The following is a 22,125-nucleotide window of genomic DNA, read 5'->3' on the forward strand; positions in this document are numbered from 1 at the left end:
CCGGGCGCACGCCGGCCGCGCCGCCGCGCGGCCAGCCGCGCCCGCCGTCACCCGGGCGCGCGCCGAGCCTCGGCTGAGCGGATACATTGCGGCCTCCGAACGGCGCAACATGTCCGCGGGGCCGAACCTCGGCCGCGCGGGTGGCCGGCCGGGGCAGCCGCCCGCCGCGCTACGCCGTCGGCGTGTCGACCGCGCCGCCGTAGCGACGGTCGCGGCTGGCGTACTCCTCGATCGCACCCCACAGGTCGGTGCGTCGGAAGTCGGGCCAGAGCCGGTCGAGGAACACCATCTCGGCGTACGCCGACTGCCACAGCAGGAAGTTGCTGGTCCGCTGCTCCCCCGAACTGCGGAGGAACAGGTCGACGTCCGGCAGCTCCGGCACGTACAGCCGCTTCGCCAGGGTCTTCTCGGTCACCTGGCTCGGCTTGAGGCGTCCAGCGGCGACGTCGTCCGCGATCGAGCGCACCGCGTCGGCGATCTCGTTCCGGCCGCCGTAGTTGACGCACATCGTCAGCGTCAGGACGTCGTTGCCGGCCGTCATCTCCTCGGCGGTCTGCAGCTCGTCGATGACACTGCGCCAGAGCCTCGGGGTGCGCCCGGCCCAACGGACCCGCACACCCCACTCGTGCAGCTGGTCCCGGCGACGGCGGATGACGTCACGGTTGAAGCCCATGAGGAACCGGACCTCTTCGGGTGAGCGCTTCCAGTTCTCGGTCGAGAACGCGTACGCGGACACGTGCGTGACACCGATCTGGATCGCACCGGCGACGACGTCGAGCAACGAGGCCTCACCCGCCTTGTGTCCCTCGATCCGGGTGAGGCCGCGCTGGTTCGCCCACCGGCCGTTGCCGTCCATCACGATCGCCACGTGGCCGGGCACGAAGCGTTTCGGGATCGCCGGGGGCTGCTCGCCGGTCCAGTCGACCGGCAGGAAGGGGCCCGGTTCGGCAGCGGGACGGCGAGGGCTCATGCGCGGGTTCCTCCGAGGGCGGGGTCGTGGTCGTCCGGTGTCGGCACGGCAGGCGCCGGCACCGCTGCGACCGCCGCCGGCACACCACCGGGGTGCGGGGCGAGCGGTGACGGGTGCTCGGTGCGGTCGACGTGCGGCAACGAACGGAGCGATCGTTCCAGGTGCCACTGCGCGTACGCCGCGACCACGCCGGAGGCCCGCGATCTCGTCCGCTCGTCGGTCACGTCGACGCTCCCCCAGTCCCCGGCGAGCAGCTGTCCGAGGACGGCGAGCGTCGCCGGGTCCAGCCGTGGTGTGCCGGGAGGCGCGGCCGAGTCCGCCACGACCCCACCGAGCTGCACGACGAACGCCGAGTGCGGCCCGGGCTCCCCGGTGACCGCGCAGTCGCTGAACGAGGGTGCCCACCCGGCGATGCTCATCGCGCGGAGGAGGTACGAGTCGAGGGTCGCACTCGGCTGGTGTTCCCCGCGCGACAGCGACCGCAGCGCTCCGACGAGCAACAGGTACTGCTGCAGCCCCGCGTCCGCCTCGCTCAGTCGGTCGGCGGTCTCGACCATCGCACTCGCCGCGGTGTACGCGCCGTAGTCGGCGACGATCCGGGCTCCGTACGCGCCGAGGGACTCCGCCTGCGTGACGATGTCGAGCGAGCGGCCCTCGTAGAACTGGGCGTCGACGACCATGAAGGGTTCGAGCCGCGAGCCGAACTTCGACGCGGTCCGGCGCACGCCCTTCGCGACGGCGCGGATCTTGCCGTGCTCCCGGCTGAGCATCGTGACGATGCGGTCGGCCTCACCGAGCTTGTGGGTGCGCAACACGACGCACTCGTCCCGGTACAGCGGCATGCCTCAAGTATCCCCCGCCCCGCCGACACCTCGGCCCCCTGCCCCCTGCCCCCTGCAGAACACCGGTGTTCGTGGGGAACACCGCACGATACCGGTGTTCGAAAGACGAACACCGGTGTTTCGCAGATCTGGTCGCGGCCACTGGACGGACGCGGGTCAGGCGGAGACGAGCTCCGGCGCACCCGAGGCCGCGCCCGCGCGGACCGCGCGGTTGACGGCGGAGACGATCGCCTTGAGCGACGCGGTCGCGATGTCGGCGTCGATCCCGACGCCCCACAGCCGCACGCCGTCGACGTCGAGCTCGACGTAGGACGCCGCCTGCGCGTCACCCGAGGCGCTCATCGTGTGCTCCGAGTAGTCGTACAGCGTGACCGAGACGCCCTGGTCTGCCATCACGGACAGGAACGCGTCGATCGGGCCGGTGCCGACGGCCTCGGCGGTGACCGCACCCTCGTCGACGCGCATCGCGACCGACAGCTTGGTGGTGCCGTCGAAGTCGCTCGAGGTGGCGGTCTTCGTGATCTCGTACCGGCCCCACTTGTCGTCGTCGACGTGGGCGGGCAGGTACTCGTCGTGGAACAGGTCCCAGATGCGCTCCGAGGTGAACTCGCCGCCCTCGGCGTCGGTGCGCTGCTGCACGACACCGCTGAACTCGATCTGCAGCTTGCGGGGCAGGTCGAGCGCGTGGTCGGTCTTCAGCAGGTACGCGACGCCGCCCTTGCCGGACTGCGAGTTGACACGGATGACGGCCTCGTACGAGCGGCCGATGTCCTTCGGGTCGACCGGCAGGTACGGCACCGCCCAGACGACGTCGTCGACGCCGACGCCCTCGGCGGCCGCGCGGGCCTCGAGCGCTTCGAGGCCCTTCTTGATGGCGTCCTGGTGTGAGCCGCTGAAGGCCGTGTAGACCAGGTCTCCGGCCCACGGCTGGCGCTCCGGCACCGGCAGCTGGTTGCAGTACTCGACGGTGCGCTTGACCTGGTCGATGTCCGAGAAGTCGATCTGCGGGTCGATGCCCTGCGTGAACAGGTTCATCCCCAGCGCGACGAGGTCGACGTTGCCGGTCCGCTCGCCGTTGCCGAACAGGCAGCCCTCGATGCGGTCGGCGCCGGCCATGTAGCCGAGCTCGGCAGCGGCGACGGCGGTGCCCCGGTCGTTGTGCGGGTGCAGCGACAGGATGACGTCCTGGCGGTGGGCGAGGTTGCGCGACATCCACTCGATCGAGTCGGCGTAGACGTTCGGGGTCGCCATCTCGACGGTCGCGGGCAGGTTGATGATGACCTGGCGCTCGGGCGTCGGCTCGAAGACCTCGAGGACGGCGTTGCAGATCTGCACCGCGACCTCGAGCTCGGTGCCCGTGTAGGACTCCGGCGAGTACTCGTAGTAGACGGTCGTGTCGTGCTGCAGCCGTGCTTCGGCCGCCTTGCACATGTGCGCTCCGGCGACGGCGATGTCGACGACGCCCTGCACGTCGGTGCGGAACACGACCTCGCGCTGCACGATGCTCGTCGAGTTGTAGAGGTGCACGATGGCCTGCTTCGCGCCGTCGATCGCCTCGTACGTGCGGTCGATGAGGTGCTCGCGCGCCTGGGTCAGGACCTGGATCGTGACGTCGTCGGGGATCGCGCCCTCGTCGATCAGCGACCGGACGAAGTCGAAGTCGGTCTGCGAGGCACTGGGGAACCCGACCTCGATCTCCTTGTAGCCCATCCGGACGAGCAGGTCGAACATGGCCCGCTTGCGTTCGGCGTCCATCGGGTCGATGAGTGCCTGGTTGCCGTCACGCAGGTCGACGGCGCACCAGCGGGGCGCACGGTCGATCTGCTTCGTGGGCCAGGTGCGGTCGGGCAGGTCGACGGTGATCTGCTCGGAGAAGGGGACGTACTTGTGGATCGGCATCCCGGAGGGGCGCTGCGCGTTCTGCATCGGTTCGCTTTCGTCGGTGTGGTTGCGGTGCGGCCACGACGGACTCCGCGACGAGGTGGGCCGGTTGTCAGGCCTCGTCGCGGCGACGAAGGAGGAGGAGTGCCGAGTACATCGGGTTCACGCTAGCACCGGAGCGCCCGAACGGTGCACCGTGTGACGGACGGACCACGTCACGGACGGGAGGCACGGCACCCGCTGGCACCGTGCCTCCCATCTGGTGGCCGCCGCCACCCCCACGGCCGCGGCGACCGGACCCGGTCGCCGTCACCCCCACGGTGACGGCGACCTCACCGGCGGTCGCCACTCAGTCGACCGCCAGCGCCTCCGTCGGCGGTACGCGCATCGCACGCCGGACCGGCGCCACGGTGGCGACGACCGCCAGGACGAGCGCCCCGACCACCACGACCGCGATCGTGGTCGGCGGCAGCACCGGCGTGGTGGCACGGATCGTGCCGAGGAGTGTCTGCCCGCCGAGCCACCCGTACGCGGTGCCGAGCACGAGCCCGGTCGCGACGGCTGCGACGACCATCTGGACGGCCTCGGTGACGATCATCCGCCGGACCTGCGCCCCGGTCAGTCCGAGGACACGGAGCAGCCCGAGCTCCCGGCGACGCTGCAGCACGCCGAGGGCCAGGGCGTTGACGACCCCGACCGCGGCGATCACGGCGGAGAACCCGACGATGACGCTGACCACGGCATCGAGCTGCACGAAGAAGCTGCGCTGCTCGGCGAGCATCGCGGGCGTGATGCCGCTCTGCCCGGACAGGGCGGACTCGGTGACGTGCTGCATGATCCCGAGCGCGACGGCGAAGGTGACGAGCAGCGTGACGCCGATGACGAGCCCGATGGTGGCGCGGGCCGTGCGTGCCGGGGCGCGCATCGCGTTCCGGCCGGCGAGCAGGACCACGGGGTCGTGGGACCCGATCCGCCCGATCGCCTGCAGGACCGGCGGCATCACGATGGTGGCGCCGACCGCGACCCCGGCGAACGAGACGAAGCCGCCGAGTGCCGCGGGCAGGACCGCCAGGGGCGTCGCCGCGCTGAGGGCCAGTCCGACCAGGGCGAGCAGCGTTCCCGCGGCCATGAGCAGGATCGCCCAGACCTTCCGGGCGGTGCCGGTGCGGACGTCCTCGTGGCTCGGCTCGACGCTCGAGGACAGCGCCTGCAGCGGGGTGACGGTGAGCACGCGTCGGGAGCCGGCGGCGAAGGCTCCCCAGGTGGCGAGGACGACGGCGACCACGGGCAGCACGAGCTCCCACGGCAGGAGCGTGTAGGAGCGGTCGGGCAGGAAGCCGTTGCCGCGGAGCACGGCGACGAACAGCGCGGCGAGCCCGGTGCCCACGACGGCGCCGACGAGCCCACCGAGCAGGCCGACGACGAGTCCGATGCGGGTGATCCGGGCACGGAGCGAGGCACCGGTCGCGCCGACGAGCCGCTGCAGCGCGATCACGCGGGTCTGCCCGGCGATGAGCGTCGCGCACGTGTTCGCGGTGACGATCGCCCCGACGTACAGGGCGATGCCGAGGGCCAGCCAGCCGATCACCGACAGCACGGCCTTGACCGAGCTGATGTCGTCGAGGCCGGTGGCGGTCATCGCTTCGGTGACGATCCCCGGGGCGATGACGAGCGCGGAGCCGAAGGTGGTGCCGAGGGCGGCGACCAGGATGGTCGGGGCGAACTGCCGGACGCCGTTCATGCTGCCGGTCACGCTGCCGCCTCCATCCCGAGCATCGTGGCGGAGATCTCGGCGGCGCCCATCCGGGGCCGGTCGTCGACGACGCGGCCGTCGGCGAGGAACAGGATCCGGTCGGCGTTCGCGGCGGCGACCGGGTCGTGCGTCACCATGACGACGCTCTGACCCCACTCGTCGACGGCACCGCGGAGGATCGCGAGCACGTCCCGCCCGGTCCGCGAGTCGAGGGCACCGGTCGGCTCGTCCGCGACGACGACGGCCGGACGCGAAGCGAGGGCGCGGGCGATGGCGACGCGCTGCTGCTGGCCGCCGGAGAGCTCGTGCGGCCGGTGGGTCAGGCGGTTGCCGAGCCCGAGCATCTCGACCAGGCGGTCGATCCACGCGGTCTCGTCGCGGTCCGGCTTGTGCCCGCCGAGCAGGAACGGCAGGCGGATGTTCTCGCTGACGTCGAGCGTCGGGACGAGGTTGAACGACTGGAACACGAAGCCGAGGCGTCGGCGACGGAGTTCGGTGAGCTCCCGGTCGCCGAGCCCGGTGATGTCCGTGCCGTCGATCGTGATGCGACCAGCGGTGACCTGGTCGAGGCCGGCGGCGACGTGCATGAGCGTGGATTTGCCGGAACCGGAGGGGCCCATCACCGCGGTGAACTCGCCGATCCCGATGTCGACGCTGACTTCGTCCAGCGCCGTCACCCGGCGCGCGGCGTCCCCGTAGTGCTTGGAGACATGGTCGAGACGGATGATCGGAGCGTGGTTGGTCATGACTCCACGATCGCGTCCGGGAGGCCCGTCCCGCGTCCGCCGTCCGGCTCCGGTCCGTCATCCCCGCGGTGGGCATCCCGCGTCGGGGTCCGCCGAGCGGATGAGGGTCAGTCGCCCTTGGTGACGAGGCCGTGCTCGTGCGCGAACACGACGAGCCGTACCCGGTCGCGCAGCTCGAGCTTCGTCAGGACCCGCGAGATGTGGGTCTTCACGGTCGCCTCGCTGACGTACTCGTGGGCGGCGATCTCGGCGTTGCTGAGCCCCCGGGCAGCCAGGTCGAAGATCTCGCGCTCGCGCGGGGTCAGTCCGGCGAAGGCAGCGGGCACCGTCGAGCGCAGGTCGGCCGGGTCCTCGTAGCGGCGGAGGAGTTCGCGGGTGGCCGAGGCGGCGAACACCGTCGTGCCGGCGTGCACGGTGCGGATCGCCGCGAGCAGGAACTCCGGGTCGGCGTCCTTGAGCACGAACCCGCTCGCTCCGGCACGGATGGCCTTGGCGGCGGCCTCGTCGAAGTCGAACGTGGTGAGGACGAGCACCTTGGCGTCGGACCCGCTCGAGACGATGTCGGCGGTGGCACTGATGCCGTCCTTCACCGGCATCCGGATGTCCATGAGCACGACGTCCGGACGGTTCCGGCGGACCAGTTCGATGCCCTCGGCGCCGTCGCCGGCCTCCCCCACGAACTGCAGGTCCGGCTGGGACCCGATGAGCATCCGGATGCCGGTGCGGAACAGGGCCTGGTCGTCGACCAGGGCGACGCGGATGGGTGCCGCTGCGGGGGTGCTCGTGCTCGTGTCGGTCATCGCCTGCTCGTCATCAGTGGGTCGGGATCGTGGTGCGGGATCAGTGGGTCGGGATCGTGTTGCGGGGCATCTGCCCCGTCGACGGTTGCGCCGGCATCCGGACCGCCACCGCGAAGTCCTCGCCCCGGGGTCCGGCCGTCATGCTCCCGCCGGACATGGTGGCACGCTCCCGCATGCCGACCAGGCCGTGGCCGGTGCCGGGGCCGGGCCGGTCGTCCTCGGCGCGGCGGTTCACGACGTCGATCTCGACGGTGTCGGGCCGGTAGGTCAGGCGTGCCCGGACGGTGCTGCCGGGAGCGCCGTGCTTGTAGGCGTTCGTCAGGCTCTCCTGCACGATCCGGTAGACGGCGAGCTGCGTGGTGGTCGGCAGCGTCGACGGGTCACCCTCGCGCTCCACCTGCACCTCGAGTCCGACGTCACGCATCTGCCCGACCAGCCGCTCGATGTCGTCGACGTCGGGGGTCGGCGCGGTGCCCTGCTCGTGTCGGAGTGCCCCGAGCAGCTCGCGGACGTCGCCGAGGGCACGGCGGGCGGTCGCGCCGATCGTGTCGAGCGCCTCGTCTGCGACCGCGGGGTCGGCGCGGAGGGCGTAGCGTGCGCCGTCGGCCTGGGCGATCACGACGGCCAGCGAGTGCGCCACGATGTCGTGCATGTCCCGGGCGATGCGGACCCGCTCCTGCTCGATCGCGACGTTCCGGTCGGCCCGGGCGGCGTCGCGTTCGGCCAGCAGTTGGGCCTCCCGGCTCATCCGCGCCGACCGCCGGGCCCGGACGGCCAGACCGGCGAGCCACGGCAGCAGCAGGACGGCCAGGACGACGACGAACCACATCGCGCCGTACTGGACGGCGCCCTTCAGCGTCTCTTCGCCGCCGATCCCCCGGACGCCGTAGATCTGGAAGCCGTAGAACACACCGGCGACGACTGCCCCGACGATCGCGGAGACGAGGCCGGCGATCCGGATGCGTCGGGTGCCGTAGACGCTCGTGGTGTAGAGCACACCGGGGATGAAGAGGTCGGCCACGTTGGTGGTCTGCAGCGTCACCATCTGCAGGACGGCACCGATCCAGGCGATCACGAGGGCCAGCCCCGGAGCGACCCGGCGGAGTGCGAGGGCCAGGGTGAGGACACCGGTCGTCACGAGGCTCCAGGGACCCTCGCCACCCTGCGCCCAGAGGACGGCGACCACGCCGCCGAGCAGCAGCGCCGTACCGATGTCGACGGCGAGCTGGGTGCGGAGGACGGGACGGAACACCACCCCACGGTACGGCGCACGGCCGCTCGGCGCGTCCGACCGTGGGATGACCCGGGTCAGAAGCCCAGGCGGCCGAGCTGCTTCGGGTCGCGCTGCCACTCCTTGGCGACCTTCACGCGGATGTTCAGGTAGACGTGCCGACCGAGCAGGCCCTCGATCTCGACCCGGGCGCGGGTACCGACGTCCTTGAGTCGGCCGCCCTTGTGCCCGATGACGATCGACTTCTGGCTGTCCCGCTCGACGAACAGGTTCGCGAAGATACGGAGCGGTCCGTTCGGGTCGTCGTCGGCGTCCGGCTCGACCATGTCCTCGATGACGACGGCGAGCGAGTGCGGCAGTTCGTCACGGACGCCCTCGAGTGCGGCTTCGCGGATGAGTTCGCCGATCCGCTCTTCGTCGGTCTCCTCGGTCACGGCGAGGTCGTCGTAGAGCTGCGGGGACTCCGGCAGCAGCGACACGACCTCGTCGATCAGGTCCTCGAGCTGCAGGCCCTCGGTGCCCGAGGTCGGGATGATCGCGTCCCACTCACGGAGGCGCGAGACCGCGAGCAGCTGCTCGGCGATCTTCTCCTTGCCCGAGCGGTCGATCTTCGTGACGATCGCGATCTTCTTCGCCCGGGGGTACTGGTCGAGCGTGTCGTTGATGAACCGGTCGCCCGGCCCGATCGGCTCGTTCGCCGGCACGCAGAAGCCGATCACGTCGACGTCACCGAGGGTGGACTGCACGAGGTCGTTCAGGCGCTCGCCCAGGAGCGTGCGCGGACGGTGCACGCCGGGGGTGTCGACGACGATGACCTGGCCGTGCGGGCGGTGCACGATGCCGCGGATGGCGCGTCGGGTGGTCTGCGGCTTCGACGAGGTGATCGCGACCTTCTGGCCGACCAGGGCGTTCGTCAGCGTCGACTTGCCGACGTTCGGGCGACCGACGAAGGAGACGAACCCCGCACGGTAGGGGGTCGTCGCCTCGGGGGCGGTGTCGGGTCCGGAGTCGGTCATGGCGTTCGTGTTCCCGTCGTGGAGTGGTCGGAGTCGCCGAAGGCCTGCTCGGCGGACGCCAGGTCGGCGGTCCGCTCGGCGACCACGGTGATGAGGTGGCGTCGCTTGCCCTCGACGCGGTCCGCGATGAGCAGGACCCCGGAGACCGTGACGGTGTCCCCGGCGGAGGGCAGGTGACCGAGCTCCTTGGTGAGCAGGCCACCGGCGGTGTCGACGTCGTCGTCGTCGAGCTCGATGCCGAACAGGTCGCCGAGCTCGTCGATGGGCAGCCGGGCCGAGACGCGCCAGCGACCGGGTTCGATCTCGGCTCGGTCGACCACGGCGCGGTCGTACTCGTCCGAGATGTCGCCGACGAGTTCCTCGATGAGGTCCTCCATCGTGACGAGGCCCGCGACCCCGCCGTACTCGTCGACCACGAGCACCAGGTGGTTCTTCGCCAGCTGCATGTGACGCAGGGTCTCGTCGGCGGGCTTCGACTCCGGCAGGAACTCCGCCGGTCGGAGCATCGTGCGCACCGGGCGGGTGCCGACCTCGGGACGCTCGTAGAGCCCCCGGGCCAGGTCGCGGAGGTACACGACACCGAGGACGTCGTCGCTGTCACGGCCGATCACCGGCATCCGGGAGACACCGGTGGCCAGGAACTGCTCCATCACGGCGGCGATGGTGTCACCGGCGTCCGCGGTGACCATGTCGGTGCGGGGCACCATGACCTCGCGCACCAGGGTGTCGCTGAACGCGAAGACCGAGTGGATGAGCTCGCGGTCGTCGGCCTCGAGCACGTTGCTCTCGGTCGCCTCGTCGACCAGGGAGAGCAGCTGCTCTTCGCTCGAGACGCTCGAGGCACTGCGGACGCGTCCGGGCGTGACCCGGTCACCGATCGCGACGAGCAGCCCCGCGAGCGGACCGAGCACGATGCGGACACCGCGGACCAGTCCCCCGGTGGCGGCGATGATGCCCTCGGCGTGGGCGCGTCCGACGCTGCGCGGGCTCGACCCGACGAGCACGAAGGACACCGCGGTCATCACGGCCGCGGACACGATCAGGGCGACCCACCACGTGTCGAACACCGTCACGAGGGCGATGGTCACGAGCACCGCAGCTGCCGTCTCGGCCAGGACGCGGAAGAAGTTCAGGGCGTTGACGTGGGCGCCGGGGTCGTCCGCCAGGGCCTCGATCGCGCGACGGCGCTTGCTGCCGCGGGCGATCTCCTCGAGGTCGGCACGCGACAGGACCGACAGGGCGGAGTCGGCGGCCGCGAGCAGGCCGCCGAGGACGACCAGCAGGAACGCCACCGCGAGCAGACCGGCGACGAGCAGCACTGCGGTCACCGCCCCCGGCGCTGGGCGGCGAAGGCCGTCAGGATCTCGCCCTGCAGACCGAACATCTCGGCCTTCTCCTCCGGCTCCGCGTGGTCGAAGCCGAGCAGGTGCAGGATGCCGTGGCACGTGAGCAGCAGGATCTCGTCGAGCGTCGAGTGCCCGGCGGTCTTCGCCTGTTCCTCGGCGACCTGCGGGCAGACCACGATGTCACCGAGCAACCCGGCGGGCGTCGGCTCGTCCTCGGTGCCCGGACGGAGCTCGTCCATCGGGAAGCTCAGCACGTCGGTGGGGCCGGGCTCGTCCATCCACCGGATGTGCAGCTGCTCCATCGCCCCCTCGTCGACGAAGACGATCGCGAGCTCCGCGTCGGCGTGCACGTGCATGGCGTCGAGCGCGAAGGCGGCGAGACGCTGCACGACGTCCTCGTCCACCGTCACACCGGACTCGTTGTTGAGCTCGATGCTCACCGGGTGCCTCCTCGGCGGTCGTCCTGCTGGTGGGGGCGTTTGGCGGCCTGCTCGACGAGACGTTCCTCGTCGTACACGGTGTACGCGTCGACGATCCGGCCGACCAGGGTGTGGCGGACGACGTCCTCGCTGCCGAGGCGGGCGAAGTGGATGTCGTCGACCTCGTCCAGGATCCGCGTCACCAGGCGCAGACCCGAGACGTTGCCCGGCAGGTCGACCTGGGTGATGTCGCCCGTGATGACCATCTTCGAGCCGAAGCCGAGACGCGTCAGGAACATCTTCATCTGTTCCGGGGTGGTGTTCTGCGCCTCGTCGAGCACGACGAACGAGTCGTTGAGCGTGCGGCCACGCATGTACGCCAGCGGGGCGACCTCGACCGTGCCGGCGGCCAGGAGCTTCGGGACCAGTTCGGGGTCCATCATCTCGTTGAGCGCGTCGTACAGCGGGCGGAGGTACGGGTCGATCTTGTCGGTCAGCGTGCCGGGCAGGAACCCGAGCCGCTCGCCAGCCTCGACCGCGGGACGGGTCAGGATGATGCGCGAGACCTCGCGTCGCTGCAGGGCCTGCACCGCCTTCGCCATCGCCAGGTACGTCTTGCCGGTACCGGCCGGGCCGATGCCGAACGTGATGGTGTTCTCGTCGATGGCGTCGACGTAGGCACGCTGGCCGTCGGTCTTCGGACGCACCGACTTGCCCCGGCTGGACACGATCGGGGTGCCGAACACGTTCGACGGGCTGCGCTCTTCGTCGATGATGCGCGCCGAGGTCGGGATGTCCGACTGGCCGATGTCCTGCCCACGGCGGACCATGCCGACGAGTTCGTCGACCAGGGCCCGGGCACGCGTGACGTCGCGCTCCGGTCCGGCCAGCGTGACCTGGTTGCCGCGGACCAGGACCCGGACCGCGGGGTACTGGCGTTCGACGGTCTTCAGCAGGCGGTCCTGCGGTCCGAGCAACTGCACCATCGCGATGCCGTCGACGGTGAGTTCGGAGGTCGAGACGGGCTCCGAGGCCGACTGCGGCTCGGTGGTGGCTGGTTCGTCAGCTGGCAAGGGTGCCTTCCTGCAGGTCTCCTGCGAGTACGTGCGCGTGCACGTGGAACACGGTCTGTCCGGCGGCTTCGCCGGTGTTGAACACGAGTCGGAACTGTCCGCCGGCGCGCTCGTCGGCGATGCGCTGGGCGGTCTGGACGACGTGCGCGAGCAGGTCGGGGTCGGCTGCTGCGAGCTCGCCGACGTTCGCGTACGCCTGGGTCTTCGGCACGACCAGCACGTGGACGGGTGCCTTCGGGGCGATGTCCTCGAACGCGATGACGCGGTCGTCCTCGGCGACGATGGTCGCCGGGATCTCGCGCGCGACGATCTTCGTGAAGACGCTGGGCTCGGTGCTGGTCATGGGCACCATCGTAGAACGCGCGACCGACGCCGCGCCTTCCCGGTCCGCCCCGATGCTCCGATCCACGCCGGACCGGCTCACCAGCGGCCGAGTCGGGCTTGCAGGACGGCCAGCGCCGCAGGTCCCGCGGTCGAGGTCCGGAGCACCGTGTCGCCGAGTCGGACCCGGACCGCACCGGCCGCCTCGAGCCGCTCGAGCTCGGACGGCTCGATGCCGCCCTCGGGTCCGACCACCAGGGCGATCTCGTCGACGTCCGTCGGTGGCTCCCAGGTGGCGAGCCGCACCGAGGCGGTCGGTTCGAGCAGGACCAACTGGCGCCGGGCCTCCTGGCCGTCGTCCGCGGCTGCCGCTCCGGCCCCACCGGCGAGCTGCGCCGTCGTCACCGGGGCGACGACGTCGGGGACCCGCGCGCGGACGGCCTGCTTCGCGGCCTCCTGCGCGATCGACGCCCACCGGGCGCGACCCTTCTCGATCTTCGGGCCGTCCCAGCGCGAGACGCTGCGCGCCGCGGCCCACGGAACGACCCGGTCGACACCGATCTCGGTCGCGGCCTGCACCGCCATCTCGTCACGGCCGCCCTTGGCGAGCGCCTGCACCAGGGTCAGCGACGGACGCGGCACCGGCTCGACGCCGACGGACGCGACGGTCAGCAGGAGCGAGTCCTTGCCGACCGACGCGACCGTGCCGGCGACGACTGTGCCGCGACCGTCCGAGAGCCGGAGCTGCTCACCGACGCGGACCCGCGACACCGTGACGGCGTGACGACCCTCGGCGCCGTCGAGCGACACCTGGCCGCCCACCGTCACGTCGTCGAGGGTGTCGACGAGGTAGAGCGAAGCCATCAGAAGTTGAAGAACCGGTCGCGGAGCTTGCCGAACATGCCCTGCTGGAAGCGGGACAGCTGGGGGGCACCGGCCTTGTGGGACTTCGCGAGCTGTTCGACCAGCTGCCGCTCCTTGTGCGAGAGCTTGCTGGGCGTGACGACCTGGATACCGACCTTGAGGTCACCGCGACCGGAGCCGCGGAGCTTCGTGACGCCGCGGTCCTTGATGACCAGGACGTCGGCGCTCTGCACACCGGGGCGGAGTTCGAGCTCGACCGGGCCGTCGAGCCCGTCGATCGTCGTCGTGGCGCCGAGGATCGCGTCGGTCATCGGGACCTCGAGCGTGGCGAGCAGGTCGTCGCCGTCACGGCTGAAGACGTCGTGGTGGCGCACCCGGACCTCGAGGTACAGGTCACCGGCAGGACCGCCGGCCGGACCGACCTCGCCCTGACCGGGCATCTGCAGGCGGAGGCCCGAGTCGACGCCGGCGGGCACGTCGACCGGCACGGTGCGACGGGCACGGACGCGGCCCTGGCCCTGGCAGGTCGGGCACGGGTTCGGGATGACGGTCCCGTAACCGCGGCAGGTGCCGCACGGGGCGCTCGTCACGACGTTGCCGAGCAGCGAGCGGACCTGGCGCTGGATGTGGCCGGAGCCACCGCAGATGTCACACGTCTGCGGGCTCGTGCCGGGTGCGCAGCAGGAGCCGCCGCACGTGTCGCAGAGCACCGCGGTGTCGACCTCGAGGTCCTTGTGCGTGCCGAAGACGACCTCGTCGAGGTCGACCTCGAGCCGGAGCAGGGCGTCGCCACCGCGCTCGGCACGGCTGCGCGGACCGGTCCCCCGGCCGCCACCGCCACCCCCGCCGCCGAAGAAGGCGTCGAAGATGTCGCTGAACCCGCCGGCACCGGCGCCGAACCCGCCGTCCTGGGGGCCGGCGTCGAAGCGACGGCGCTGTTCCGGGTCGCTGAGGACGTCGTACGCGTGCGTGACGTCCTTGAAGCGTTCGGCGGCGTCGGGGCTCGGGTTCACGTCCGGGTGCAGTTCGCGAGCGAGCCGCCGGTACGCCTTCTTGATGTCGGCGTCGGAGGCGTCGCGCGGGACGCCGAGGACGTCGTAGTGGTCTGCCAAGTGTTCCTCAGGGGGTGCGTGGGTGGACGGGGTGGAGGGGTGTCCGGCGGTCAGTTCTCGCCGAGCAGCCGGGACAGGTAGCGGGCGACCGCACGGACGGCGGCCATGTTCGTGCCGTAGTCCATCCTGGTCGGACCGAGGACGCCCAGTCGGGCGATCTCACCGCGGGCGGCCAGGTAGCCGCCGGCGACGATGCTCGTGGCGTCGAGACCGTACTCGGCGTTCTCACGCCCGATGCTCGCCGCCACCGCGATGTCGTCGACCTGCATCTCGCCGAACAACCGGAGCAGGGTGACCTGTTCCTCGATCGCCTCGAGCACGGGGAAGAGCCCGCCGGAGAAGTCCTGCTCGCTCTTCGCCAGGTTCGCGGCACCGGCCATCAGCAGGCGGTCCTGCCGGTTCGCGGCGACCTGTTCGACCAGGCTCGCGACCACGACGCCGGCGAGCGGCTGGACCGCGGGCCGGAGCTGACCGGGGATCTCGCGGAGGGCCCGCGGGGCGTCCTGCAGCAGCAGGCCAACGGTCGCGCCGTTGACCAGGGTGCGGAGCTCGGAGAGCGCGGACTCGTCGAAGGGGACGTCGGTCTCGATGACCCGCTGCTCGACCCGGGCGGTGTCGGTGATGAGGACCACCATCAACCGGGTGTCGGCGAGCCGGACGAGTTCGACGTGCTGGACCCGTGCGTGGCCCATCGTCGGGTACTGCACGAGTGCGACCTGGTTCGTCAGCTGACTGAGCAGCCGGACGGTGCGGGTGAGGACGTCGTCGAGGTCGTTCGAGGCGCCGAGGAAGGTCTCGATCGCCTGGCGCTGCGCCCCCGAGAGCGGTCGCGCGGCGGCCAGGTGGTCGACGAACACCCGGTAGCCCTTGTCGGTGGGGACCCGGCCGGACGAGGTGTGCGGGGCGATGATGAGCTGCTCGTCCTCGAGCTGGGCCATGTCGTTGCGGATCGTCGCGGCGCTGACCCCGAACGCGTGGCGTTCGACGATGGTCTTCGAGCCGACGGGTTCGCGGGAGGCCACGTAGTCGCGCACGATGGCCTTGAGGACCTCGAGGCTCCGTTCGCTGACCATCGGTTCCCTCCGCTCGTGTCGATCCGTACCCGCTGGCACTCTCACCTGCCGAGTGCTGATCCTACGCCCGACCGCCGACGGGACGGGACTTCTCCACGGGCGTCTCGGTACGCTGCGGGCATGAGCGACGGACACGGACCCGGCGGCGGGCAGTACCCGGGTGGGCAGTACCCGGGAGGGTCGAACCCGGGAGGGTCGAACCCGGGAGGCCAGTACCCCGGTGGGCAGTACAGCGGCGGGCAGCAGCCCGGGGACCAGTACCCGTCCGGCTACCGACCCCCGCAGCCGATGAGCCCCGAGGACCAGCGCCTCTGGGCGACGCTGACGCACGTCGGCGGGATCTTCTCCAACGTCCTGGTGCCGGTCATCGCCTACTTCGTCCTGCGCGACCGCGGGAACTTCGTCCGCGAGCACACTCGTGCGGCGCTGAACTTCCACATCACGATGGCGATCGCCTACTTCGCCGGCGTCCTGACCTCGGTGCTCGGCATCGGGATCCTGGTCATCGCGGCCACCGGCATCGTGTCGATCGTGTTCGGCGTCCTGGCCGCCCTCGCGGCGAACCAGGGGCAGTTCTACCGCTACCCGCTCTCGATCGAGTTCATCAAGCGGTAGGAAGCACGTGCAGTGGGGAGCACGTGCAGCGCTCCCCGTCCGCTCAGTCGAGCAGGTCCCGCACCACGGCGTCGGCGAGCAGGCGGCCCGACAGCGTCAGCTCCAGCGTCCCGCCGAGCGCCGCCCGGCCGTCCACGAGACCACGTGCGATGAGGCCGGCGACGCGACCACGGGCCTCCCGGCGGAGCTCGTCGATCCGCAGCTCCCCGCGGACGCGGGCGGCGAGCAGGACCCGTTCGACGTAGCGCGTCTCGTCGTCCAGGGTCTCGCGACCGGCGGCCGGGGACACGTCCTGCAGCACCTTGCCCGCGTAGGCGGCCGGGTGCTTGACGTTCCACCAGCGGGTGCCGGCGACGGCGGAGTGCGCGCCCGGGCCGATGCCCCACCAGTCGTGGCCCTTCCAGTAGGACAGGTTGTGCCGGCTGGCGTGCTCGGGGCCGCGCGACCAGTTCGAGACCTCGTACCAGTCGTACCCGGCGTCGCCGAGGACCTGGTCGGCGAGCTCGTACATGTCGGCGGCCAGGTCGTCGTCCGGAGCCGGCAGCTCACCGCGGGACACGGCACGGCCCATCGCGGTGCCGTCCTCGACGATGAGCGAGTACGCGGACACGTGGTCCGGGGCGCAGGCTATCGCCGCGTCGAGCGAGGTGCGCCAGTCGTCGAGCGACTCCCCCGGCGTCGAGTAGATGAGGTCGAGGCTGACGTCGAGGCCCTGCTGCTTCGCCAGGTCCACCACGACCGGCACCCGCTCGGGGTCGTGGGTACGGTCGAGGGTCGCGAGGACGTGCGGCACCGCGGATTGCATGCCGTAGCTCATCCGCGTGAAACCGGCACGCTGCAGCGTCGCGATCGAGTCCGCGTCGACGGAGTCCGGGTTCGCCTCGGTCGTGACCTCGGCCCCGGGCAGGATCCCCCAGGTGTCGTCGATCGCGCGGAGGACCATCGCCAGGTCGGACGCCGGCAGCATCGTCGGGGTGCCGCCGCCGAAGAACACCGTCGACACGGGGCGGCGCGGGACGCCGGAGCGCTCGAGCACCTGGTCGGCGAACGCGATCTCCCGCAGGGCGTGGCCGGCGTAGTCGTCACGCCGGACCCCGCGCAGCTCGGACGCCGTGTACGTGTTGAAGTCGCAGTAGCCGCAGCGCACCCGGCAGAAGGGCACGTGCACGTAGACGCCGAACGGGACGTCGCCCGCTCCGGGTGCCGGTGCGACCAGTCCGTCCGACGGAGCGGGATCGGCGATCGGGAGAGCACTCGGCATGGAGTCCATTGTCCGTCATCATGGACGGCATGGAGCACCACCCGGTCACCACCACGGTCCTCTGGGACATCGACGGCACCCTCGTGCGCAACGCCGCGTCCCCGGGGAACCTGTACCACCTGGCGCTCGAACGGGCGCTCGGCCGCGACCTCCCGCAGCTCGTCGGTCACCAGCACGGTCGGACCGACGCCGGCATCATCGTCGAGCACGTCCGCGCCCACCGGCTCGACGACGGCCTGGTCCCGACCGTCAGCGGCCACCTCCGCGACCTGTCCGAGGAACGGCACCGGTCCGGCGACCGCCGCACCCCCGCCCCGGGTGCCCTCGCACTGGTCCGGCGCTTCGCCGACCTGGGGTGGCGGAACGGCCTGCTGACCGGCAACTCCGCCTACCGCGCCCGCGTCAAGCTGCTCGGCGCCGGCTTCGACGTGGACGTCTTCGACTGGGAGCACTCGTACTTCGGGGACACCGAGGTCGAGCGGGCCGGCGTCACCGCCGTCGCGGCTGCGGCGCTGTCCGGGTCCCGGGCGGTCATCGTCGGCGACACCCCGCGGGACGGCGAGGCCGCCGACGCGGTGGGGATCCCGTTCGTCGCGGTCGCGACCGGCGCGTACAACGTGGCGGCGCTGCGGGCGACGAGCGCCGTGGCCGTCGCGCGGGACTGCGTCCAGGACGCGGGACTCATCGAGGAGGCGATCGCGGGGCTGGCGCCGCTCGGCTGAGCAGGCCGGCGGGCGCGCGGCTGTCGGTCGGGCGCGGGGCTGCCTGTCGGACGCGCGGCTGCCTGTCGGACGCGCGGCTGCCTGTCGGACGCGCGGCTGCCTGTCGGGCGCGGGGCTGCCTGTCGGGCGTGGGGCGGGCCTCCAGGCCGGGAGGCACGTGGCCGGTCACCGGGACCGGTCACGCCGTCGGGTCAGTCGCCGCGCAGGGCGGCGAGGTACTTCTCCGCCATCACCCGCTGCTGGCGGCGCAGCAGCGGCGCGACGAAGCGCCACTTGCGACTGGCCGGCTGCGAGAACTGGCGGACCTGCAGCCAGACCGAGCCGTCCGGCGTGCGCTCGACGACGAAGGACTCCTCGCCCGAGAGCGGGTGGCCGTCGAGCGTGCCGTACGCGAAGCCCTTGCGGTCGCGCTCGTCGATGATCGCGACGACCCGGACCGGTGCCTGCACCGTCTGCCCGAAGGCGTGCATCGTCAGCGTCGCCGTGGTGCCCGCCGTGATGAGCGGGGTGCCGTCGGGCGTGGTCTTCTCGACCCGGGGCGTGCCGATCGAAGCCGGCGCGATCGGGACGCCCTGCTCGTCGAAGGTCACCGGGTTGTAGCGGACCTCGTCGTCCTCGGGCGTGTCCTCGACGTGCACGCCCATGCCGCTGCGCTCCTGGATCTGCCAGGTGAGCGCCTGCATGACGGCGGTCTCGAACCGCTGGTCGCCGTGCCCGATGCGTGCGCGGGACTCGGCGGGCACGAAGCCCTCCGGCGGGTAGGTCATCAGGTCCGACGCCTGCGTCGCCCCGACGGCACCGTAGGTCAGCGCCGTGCGGTGCTGGTGTCCGCGGCTCACTTCTTCTTCTCTTCCACGTCGCCGGAGAGGGCGGCGATGAAGGCCTCCTGCGGGACCTCGACCCGGCCGATCGTCTTCATGCGCTTCTTGCCCTCCTTCTGCTTCTCGAGGAGCTTGCGCTTGCGGGTGATGTCACCGCCGTAGCACTTCGCCAGGACGTCCTTGCGCATCGCGCGGATGCTCTCGCGGGCGATGATGCGGGCGCCGATCGCGGCCTGGATCGGGACCTCGAACTGCTGGCGCGGGATGAGCTTGCGCAGGCGCTCGGTCATCAGCGTGCCGTACGCGTACGCCTTCTCGCGGTGCACGATCGCGCTGAACGCATCGACCTGGTCGCCCTGCAGCAGGATGTCGACCTTGACGAGGTCGGCTGCCTGGTCACCGGTGGGCTCGTAGTCCAGGCTGGCGTAGCCCTGGGTCTTGCTCTTCAACTGGTCGAAGAAGTCGAACACGATCTCGCCGAGGGGCATCTCGTAGCGGATCTCGACCCGGTCCTCGCCGAGGTACTCCATGCCGAGCAGGGAGCCGCGGCGCTGCTGGCAGAGCTCCATGATCGCGCCGACGTAGTCCTTCGGCGCCAGGATCGCGGCACGGACCATCGGCTCGCGGACCTCGAGGATGCGGCCCGTCGGGAACTCGGACGGGTTCGTGACCTCGGTGACCTCGTTGTCCTCGGTCGTGACCGCGTAGACCACGCTCGGGGCGGTGGTGATGAGGTCGAGGGCGAACTCGCGCGACAGCCGTTCGGTGATGATCTCGAGGTGCAGCAGGCCGAGGAAGCCGCAGCGGAAGCCGAAGCCCAGCGCGACGGAGGTCTCGGGCTCGTAGACGAGCGCGGCGTCGGAGAGCTTGAGCTTGTCGAGCGCTTCGCGGAGCACCGGGTAGTCGCTGCCGTCGATCGGGTACAGGCCGGAGAAGACCATCGGCTTCGGGTCCGTGTAGCCGGGCAGGGCCTGGGTCGCCGGACGCAGTGCGCTCGTGACCGTGTCGCCGACCTTCGACTGGCGGACGTCCTTCACACCGGTGATGAGGTACCCGACCTCGCCGACCGAGAGGCCCTTCGTCGGGGTCGGCTCGGGGCTCGACACCCCGATCTCGAGGATCTCGTGCGTCGATTTGGTCGACATCATCTGGACCTTCTCGCGCGGCTTGATCGAGCCGTCGATCATGCGCACGTAGGTGACGACACCGCGGTAGCTGTCGTAGACCGAGTCGAAGATCATCGCGCGGGGTGCGGCGTCGACGGTGCCGACCGGGGCCGGCACGGTGCGGACGACGCGGTCGAGCAGTTCGGCGACACCCTCGCCGGTCTTGCCGGAGACGCGGAGGACGTCCTCCGGCTTGCCGCCGATGAGCTGCGCGAGCTCGGCCGCGTACTTCTCCGGCTCGGCTGCCGGCAGGTCGATCTTGTTGAGGACCGGGATGATCTCGAGGTCGTTCTCGAGCGCCAGGTACAGGTTCGCGAGTGTCTGCGCCTCGATGCCCTGCGCGGCGTCGACGAGCAGGATCGCGCCCTCGCACGCGGCCAGGGAGCGGGAGACCTCGTACGAGAAGTCGACGTGCCCGGGGGTGTCGATCATGTTCAGCGCGAAGGTCTCACCGTCGAGCTCCCACGGCATGCGGACGGCCTGCGACTTGATGGTGATGCCGCGCTCGCGCTCGATGTCCATCCGGTCGAGGTACTGCGCGCGCATCGCCCGGTCCTCGACGATGCCGGTGATCGAGAGCATGCGGTCGGCCAGCGTGGACTTGCCGTGGTCGATGTGCGCGATGATGCAGAAGTTGCGGATCGCGGCGGCCGGCGTCGAGGCGGGCTCGAGCGGCGCAGATGCTTGTGGGCTCACGGTTCCTCGGGGTGGGTCGGACGGTCCGTCGATTGTCCCATGCTCACGCCTCGGCGGCGCGCACCGGGCGGGCGGACCCTGGTCAGGCCTCGGTCGTGCGGGTGCCGACCGTGGGGACGGGCAACCGGCCGAGGCCGTGACGCAGGTCCTCGGCCGACGCCGCCAGGCAGACCCGGATCCAGCCCTCACCGGTCCGGCCGAACGCACTGCCCGGCGCGACCGCCACCCGTTCCCGCTGGAGGAACGCCAGGGCCCATTTGGCGACGTCACCCTGGGTGGCGTGCGAGACGTCGATCCACAGGTAGAACGCGCCCTGCGGGTCGTTGTAGCGGATGCCGGCGGCGTCCAGGACGCCGGTCGCGATCTCGAGGTTCTCGCGGTAGTGCTCGCGGGCGTCCTGCACCGACGAGTGGTCGCCGACGATCGCCGCGAGGGCCGCCCACTGGTCGGGCTCGGCGACGCAGCTGATGATCGACTCCTGCACGGTCCGCATCGTCGGGCCGAGGCCCTTCGGCGTGACGAGGTAGCCGACCCGCACTCCTGTCATCGCGTACGTCTTGCTCAGCGAGAACGCCGAGAAGACCCGGTCGTCGTCGTCGAGGGACGCCAGGCTGACGTGCCGGGTGCCGTAGGTGAAGTACTCGTAGACCTCGTCGCTGATCACCCACAGGTCGTGGCGCTTCGCCAGTGCCAACAGGTCCCGCAGCGTCTGCTCGCCGAAGACGGTACCGAGGGGGTTGGACGGGGAGTTCACGATGATGGCGCGCGTATGGACGGTGATCCGCGCCTCCAGGGCGGCGAGGTCGGGCTCGAACCCGTGCGCCGGCGACAGCTGGTACGGCACCGGGTCCGCACCGATGATGTGGGCGTTCATCGTGAAGGTCGTGTAGCCGGGGTCCGGCACCAGGACCTCGTCGCCGGGCGAGAGCACGAGCGTCATCGCCGTGAACAGCGCCTGGGTCGCGCCGACCGTGACCCAGATCTGCTCGAGGTCTGCCTCGACGCGGTTCTCGCGACGGAGCTTGTCCTGGATCGCGTGCCGCAGCTGCGGGATGCCGCCGTTCGGCCCGTAGTCGGTGCGGTCCTCGGCCCACGCGCGACGTGCGGCGTCACCGATGTGCTTCGCGACCGGGACGTCCGGCTCGCCGATCACGAGCATCGTCACGTCGTCGAGCAGGGCTGCCTGTTCGAACACCCGGCGGATGCCCGACGGCGGGACGGTGTCGATGCGGGGTGCGAGGGACGGCATGTCGACACCGTATCCGCTCGTGTTCCGGCACCGGACTCGGCGCCACGCTGACCGTGTCGGGCTTTGGTCCGGACGGGTCGGCCTGGTAACGTTTGTCGCTGGCTTACGCGTTCCGTCGCCCACGGGTGGAACGCGATGCGACGAAGGG

At 71.2% G+C, this 22,125-nt stretch carries 21 protein-coding genes; 2 read left to right on the forward strand and 19 right to left on the reverse strand.

Features of this window, described 5'->3' with window-relative positions; genetic code table 11:
* Positions 1-169: 169 nt before the first annotated feature.
* From SOM35_RS14050 to hrcA, 15 genes are all read right to left on the reverse strand, one after another.
* Positions 170-970 (reverse strand): isoprenyl transferase, encoded by an 801-nt coding sequence (locus tag SOM35_RS14050; RefSeq protein WP_111076089.1) that lies wholly within the window; start codon positions 968-970, stop codon positions 170-172.
* A complete protein-coding gene (recO, locus tag SOM35_RS14055; protein ID WP_204608116.1) occupies positions 967-1,812 on the reverse strand; it encodes a DNA repair protein RecO in 846 nt (281 codons plus the stop codon). The genes SOM35_RS14050 and recO overlap by 4 nt, the downstream gene beginning before the upstream one ends.
* A 156-nt stretch (positions 1,813-1,968) precedes the next feature.
* On the reverse strand, positions 1,969-3,738 hold the full coding sequence (gene leuA, locus SOM35_RS14060; RefSeq protein ID WP_253462744.1) for a 2-isopropylmalate synthase: 1,770 nt from the start codon (positions 3,736-3,738) through the stop codon (positions 1,969-1,971).
* Between the two features lie 304 nt (positions 3,739-4,042).
* Positions 4,043-5,446 (reverse strand): ABC transporter permease, encoded by a 1,404-nt coding sequence (locus SOM35_RS14065; protein ID WP_320515894.1) that lies wholly within the window; start codon positions 5,444-5,446, stop codon positions 4,043-4,045.
* The gene (locus SOM35_RS14070; RefSeq protein ID WP_320515895.1) at positions 5,443-6,192 is read right to left on the reverse strand and encodes an ABC transporter ATP-binding protein; all 750 of its coding nucleotides are present in this window, start codon (positions 6,190-6,192) and stop codon (positions 5,443-5,445) included. Before SOM35_RS14070 ends, SOM35_RS14065 begins: the two co-directional genes overlap by 4 nt.
* A 107-nt stretch (positions 6,193-6,299) precedes the next feature.
* Positions 6,300-6,992 (reverse strand): response regulator, encoded by a 693-nt coding sequence (locus tag SOM35_RS14075; RefSeq protein ID WP_290158321.1) that lies wholly within the window; start codon positions 6,990-6,992, stop codon positions 6,300-6,302.
* Positions 6,993-7,032: 40 nt separating this feature from the next.
* Entirely contained in the window at positions 7,033-8,244 is a 1,212-nt protein-coding gene (locus SOM35_RS14080) for a sensor histidine kinase (RefSeq protein WP_320515896.1), read from the reverse strand.
* Positions 8,245-8,300: 56 nt separating this feature from the next.
* Positions 8,301-9,239, reverse strand: coding sequence for a GTPase Era (era, locus tag SOM35_RS14085; protein WP_111076096.1), 939 nt, complete (start codon positions 9,237-9,239; stop codon positions 8,301-8,303).
* Entirely contained in the window at positions 9,236-10,567 is a 1,332-nt protein-coding gene (locus tag SOM35_RS14090) for a hemolysin family protein (RefSeq protein ID WP_308202953.1), read from the reverse strand. The genes era and SOM35_RS14090 overlap by 4 nt, the downstream gene beginning before the upstream one ends.
* Positions 10,564-11,025 (reverse strand): rRNA maturation RNase YbeY, encoded by a 462-nt coding sequence (ybeY, locus tag SOM35_RS14095; RefSeq protein WP_111076098.1) that lies wholly within the window; start codon positions 11,023-11,025, stop codon positions 10,564-10,566. The genes SOM35_RS14090 and ybeY overlap by 4 nt, the downstream gene beginning before the upstream one ends.
* Complete coding sequence (locus SOM35_RS14100) at positions 11,022-12,077, reverse strand: PhoH family protein (protein WP_111076099.1); 1,056 nt, start codon at positions 12,075-12,077, stop codon at positions 11,022-11,024. The genes ybeY and SOM35_RS14100 overlap by 4 nt, the downstream gene beginning before the upstream one ends.
* Entirely contained in the window at positions 12,067-12,420 is a 354-nt protein-coding gene (locus SOM35_RS14105; RefSeq protein ID WP_111076100.1) for a histidine triad nucleotide-binding protein, read from the reverse strand. Before SOM35_RS14105 ends, SOM35_RS14100 begins: the two co-directional genes overlap by 11 nt.
* 77 nt (positions 12,421-12,497) lie before the next feature.
* Positions 12,498-13,262 carry a 16S rRNA (uracil(1498)-N(3))-methyltransferase gene (locus SOM35_RS14110; protein WP_320515897.1) on the reverse strand — a complete coding sequence of 255 codons (765 nt, stop codon included), beginning with the start codon at positions 13,260-13,262 and terminating at the stop codon, positions 12,498-12,500.
* On the reverse strand, positions 13,262-14,374 hold the full coding sequence (gene dnaJ / locus SOM35_RS14115) for a molecular chaperone DnaJ (protein ID WP_111076102.1): 1,113 nt from the start codon (positions 14,372-14,374) through the stop codon (positions 13,262-13,264). The genes SOM35_RS14110 and dnaJ overlap by 1 nt, the downstream gene beginning before the upstream one ends.
* 50 nt (positions 14,375-14,424) lie before the next feature.
* Positions 14,425-15,447 carry a heat-inducible transcriptional repressor HrcA gene (gene hrcA, locus SOM35_RS14120; protein ID WP_111076103.1) on the reverse strand — a complete coding sequence of 341 codons (1,023 nt, stop codon included), beginning with the start codon at positions 15,445-15,447 and terminating at the stop codon, positions 14,425-14,427.
* A gap of 120 nt (positions 15,448-15,567) precedes the next feature.
* On the opposite strand from hrcA, the gene SOM35_RS14125 reads away from it, so the two are divergent.
* Complete coding sequence (locus tag SOM35_RS14125; protein WP_320515898.1) at positions 15,568-16,062, forward strand: DUF4870 domain-containing protein; 495 nt, start codon at positions 15,568-15,570, stop codon at positions 16,060-16,062.
* Positions 16,063-16,105: 43 nt separating this feature from the next.
* Here the strand turns inward: SOM35_RS14125 and hemW are convergent, their stop codons facing one another.
* Entirely contained in the window at positions 16,106-17,323 is a 1,218-nt protein-coding gene (gene hemW, locus SOM35_RS14130; protein ID WP_253462732.1) for a radical SAM family heme chaperone HemW, read from the reverse strand.
* 29 nt (positions 17,324-17,352) lie between these two features.
* Here hemW and SOM35_RS14135 point away from each other — a divergent pair, with 29 nt between their 5' ends.
* Positions 17,353-18,045 (forward strand): HAD family hydrolase, encoded by a 693-nt coding sequence (locus SOM35_RS14135; protein ID WP_320515899.1) that lies wholly within the window; start codon positions 17,353-17,355, stop codon positions 18,043-18,045.
* 191 nt (positions 18,046-18,236) lie between these two features.
* Here the strand turns inward: SOM35_RS14135 and SOM35_RS14140 are convergent, their stop codons facing one another.
* The 3 genes from SOM35_RS14140 to SOM35_RS14150 all read right to left on the reverse strand — a co-directional run bounded on the left by SOM35_RS14140 (position 18,237) and on the right by SOM35_RS14150 (position 21,977).
* Positions 18,237-18,884, reverse strand: a complete 648-nt coding sequence (locus SOM35_RS14140) for a DUF1990 family protein (protein ID WP_258376789.1) — start codon at positions 18,882-18,884, stop codon at positions 18,237-18,239.
* A complete protein-coding gene (lepA, locus tag SOM35_RS14145) occupies positions 18,881-20,728 on the reverse strand; it encodes a translation elongation factor 4 (protein ID WP_111076106.1) in 1,848 nt (615 codons plus the stop codon). Before lepA ends, SOM35_RS14140 begins: the two co-directional genes overlap by 4 nt.
* A gap of 82 nt (positions 20,729-20,810) precedes the next feature.
* On the reverse strand, positions 20,811-21,977 hold the full coding sequence (locus SOM35_RS14150) for a pyridoxal phosphate-dependent aminotransferase (RefSeq protein ID WP_320515900.1): 1,167 nt from the start codon (positions 21,975-21,977) through the stop codon (positions 20,811-20,813).
* Positions 21,978-22,125: the final 148 nt, after the last annotated feature.

This window comes from Curtobacterium sp. CFBP9011, assembly GCF_034045095.1.
Classification (GTDB): Bacteria; Actinomycetota; Actinomycetes; order Actinomycetales; family Microbacteriaceae; genus Curtobacterium.

Excerpts from the sequence above, each read along its gene's own strand:
- SOM35_RS14050 (WP_111076089.1), bottom strand. The coding sequence starts at position 970 with ATGAGCCCTCGCCGTCCCGCTGCCGAACCGGGCCCCTTCCTGCCGGTC.
- recO (WP_204608116.1), bottom strand. The coding sequence starts at position 1,812 with ATGCCGCTGTACCGGGACGAGTGCGTCGTGTTGCGCACCCACAAGCTC.
- leuA (WP_253462744.1), bottom strand. The coding sequence starts at position 3,738 with ATGCAGAACGCGCAGCGCCCCTCCGGGATGCCGATCCACAAGTACGTC.
- SOM35_RS14070 (WP_320515895.1), bottom strand. The coding sequence starts at position 6,192 with ATGACCAACCACGCTCCGATCATCCGTCTCGACCATGTCTCCAAGCAC.
- SOM35_RS14075 (WP_290158321.1), bottom strand. The coding sequence starts at position 6,992 with ATGACCGACACGAGCACGAGCACCCCCGCAGCGGCACCCATCCGCGTC.
- era (WP_111076096.1), bottom strand. The coding sequence starts at position 9,239 with ATGACCGACTCCGGACCCGACACCGCCCCCGAGGCGACGACCCCCTAC.
- SOM35_RS14105 (WP_111076100.1), bottom strand. The coding sequence starts at position 12,420 with ATGACCAGCACCGAGCCCAGCGTCTTCACGAAGATCGTCGCGCGCGAG.
- SOM35_RS14110 (WP_320515897.1), bottom strand. The coding sequence starts at position 13,262 with ATGGCTTCGCTCTACCTCGTCGACACCCTCGACGACGTGACGGTGGGC.
- hrcA (WP_111076103.1), bottom strand. The coding sequence starts at position 15,447 with ATGGTCAGCGAACGGAGCCTCGAGGTCCTCAAGGCCATCGTGCGCGAC.
- SOM35_RS14125 (WP_320515898.1), top strand. The coding sequence starts at position 15,568 with ATGAGCGACGGACACGGACCCGGCGGCGGGCAGTACCCGGGTGGGCAG.
- hemW (WP_253462732.1), bottom strand. The coding sequence starts at position 17,323 with ATGCCGAGTGCTCTCCCGATCGCCGATCCCGCTCCGTCGGACGGACTG.
- SOM35_RS14135 (WP_320515899.1), top strand. The coding sequence starts at position 17,353 with ATGGAGCACCACCCGGTCACCACCACGGTCCTCTGGGACATCGACGGC.
- SOM35_RS14150 (WP_320515900.1), bottom strand. The coding sequence starts at position 21,977 with ATGCCGTCCCTCGCACCCCGCATCGACACCGTCCCGCCGTCGGGCATC.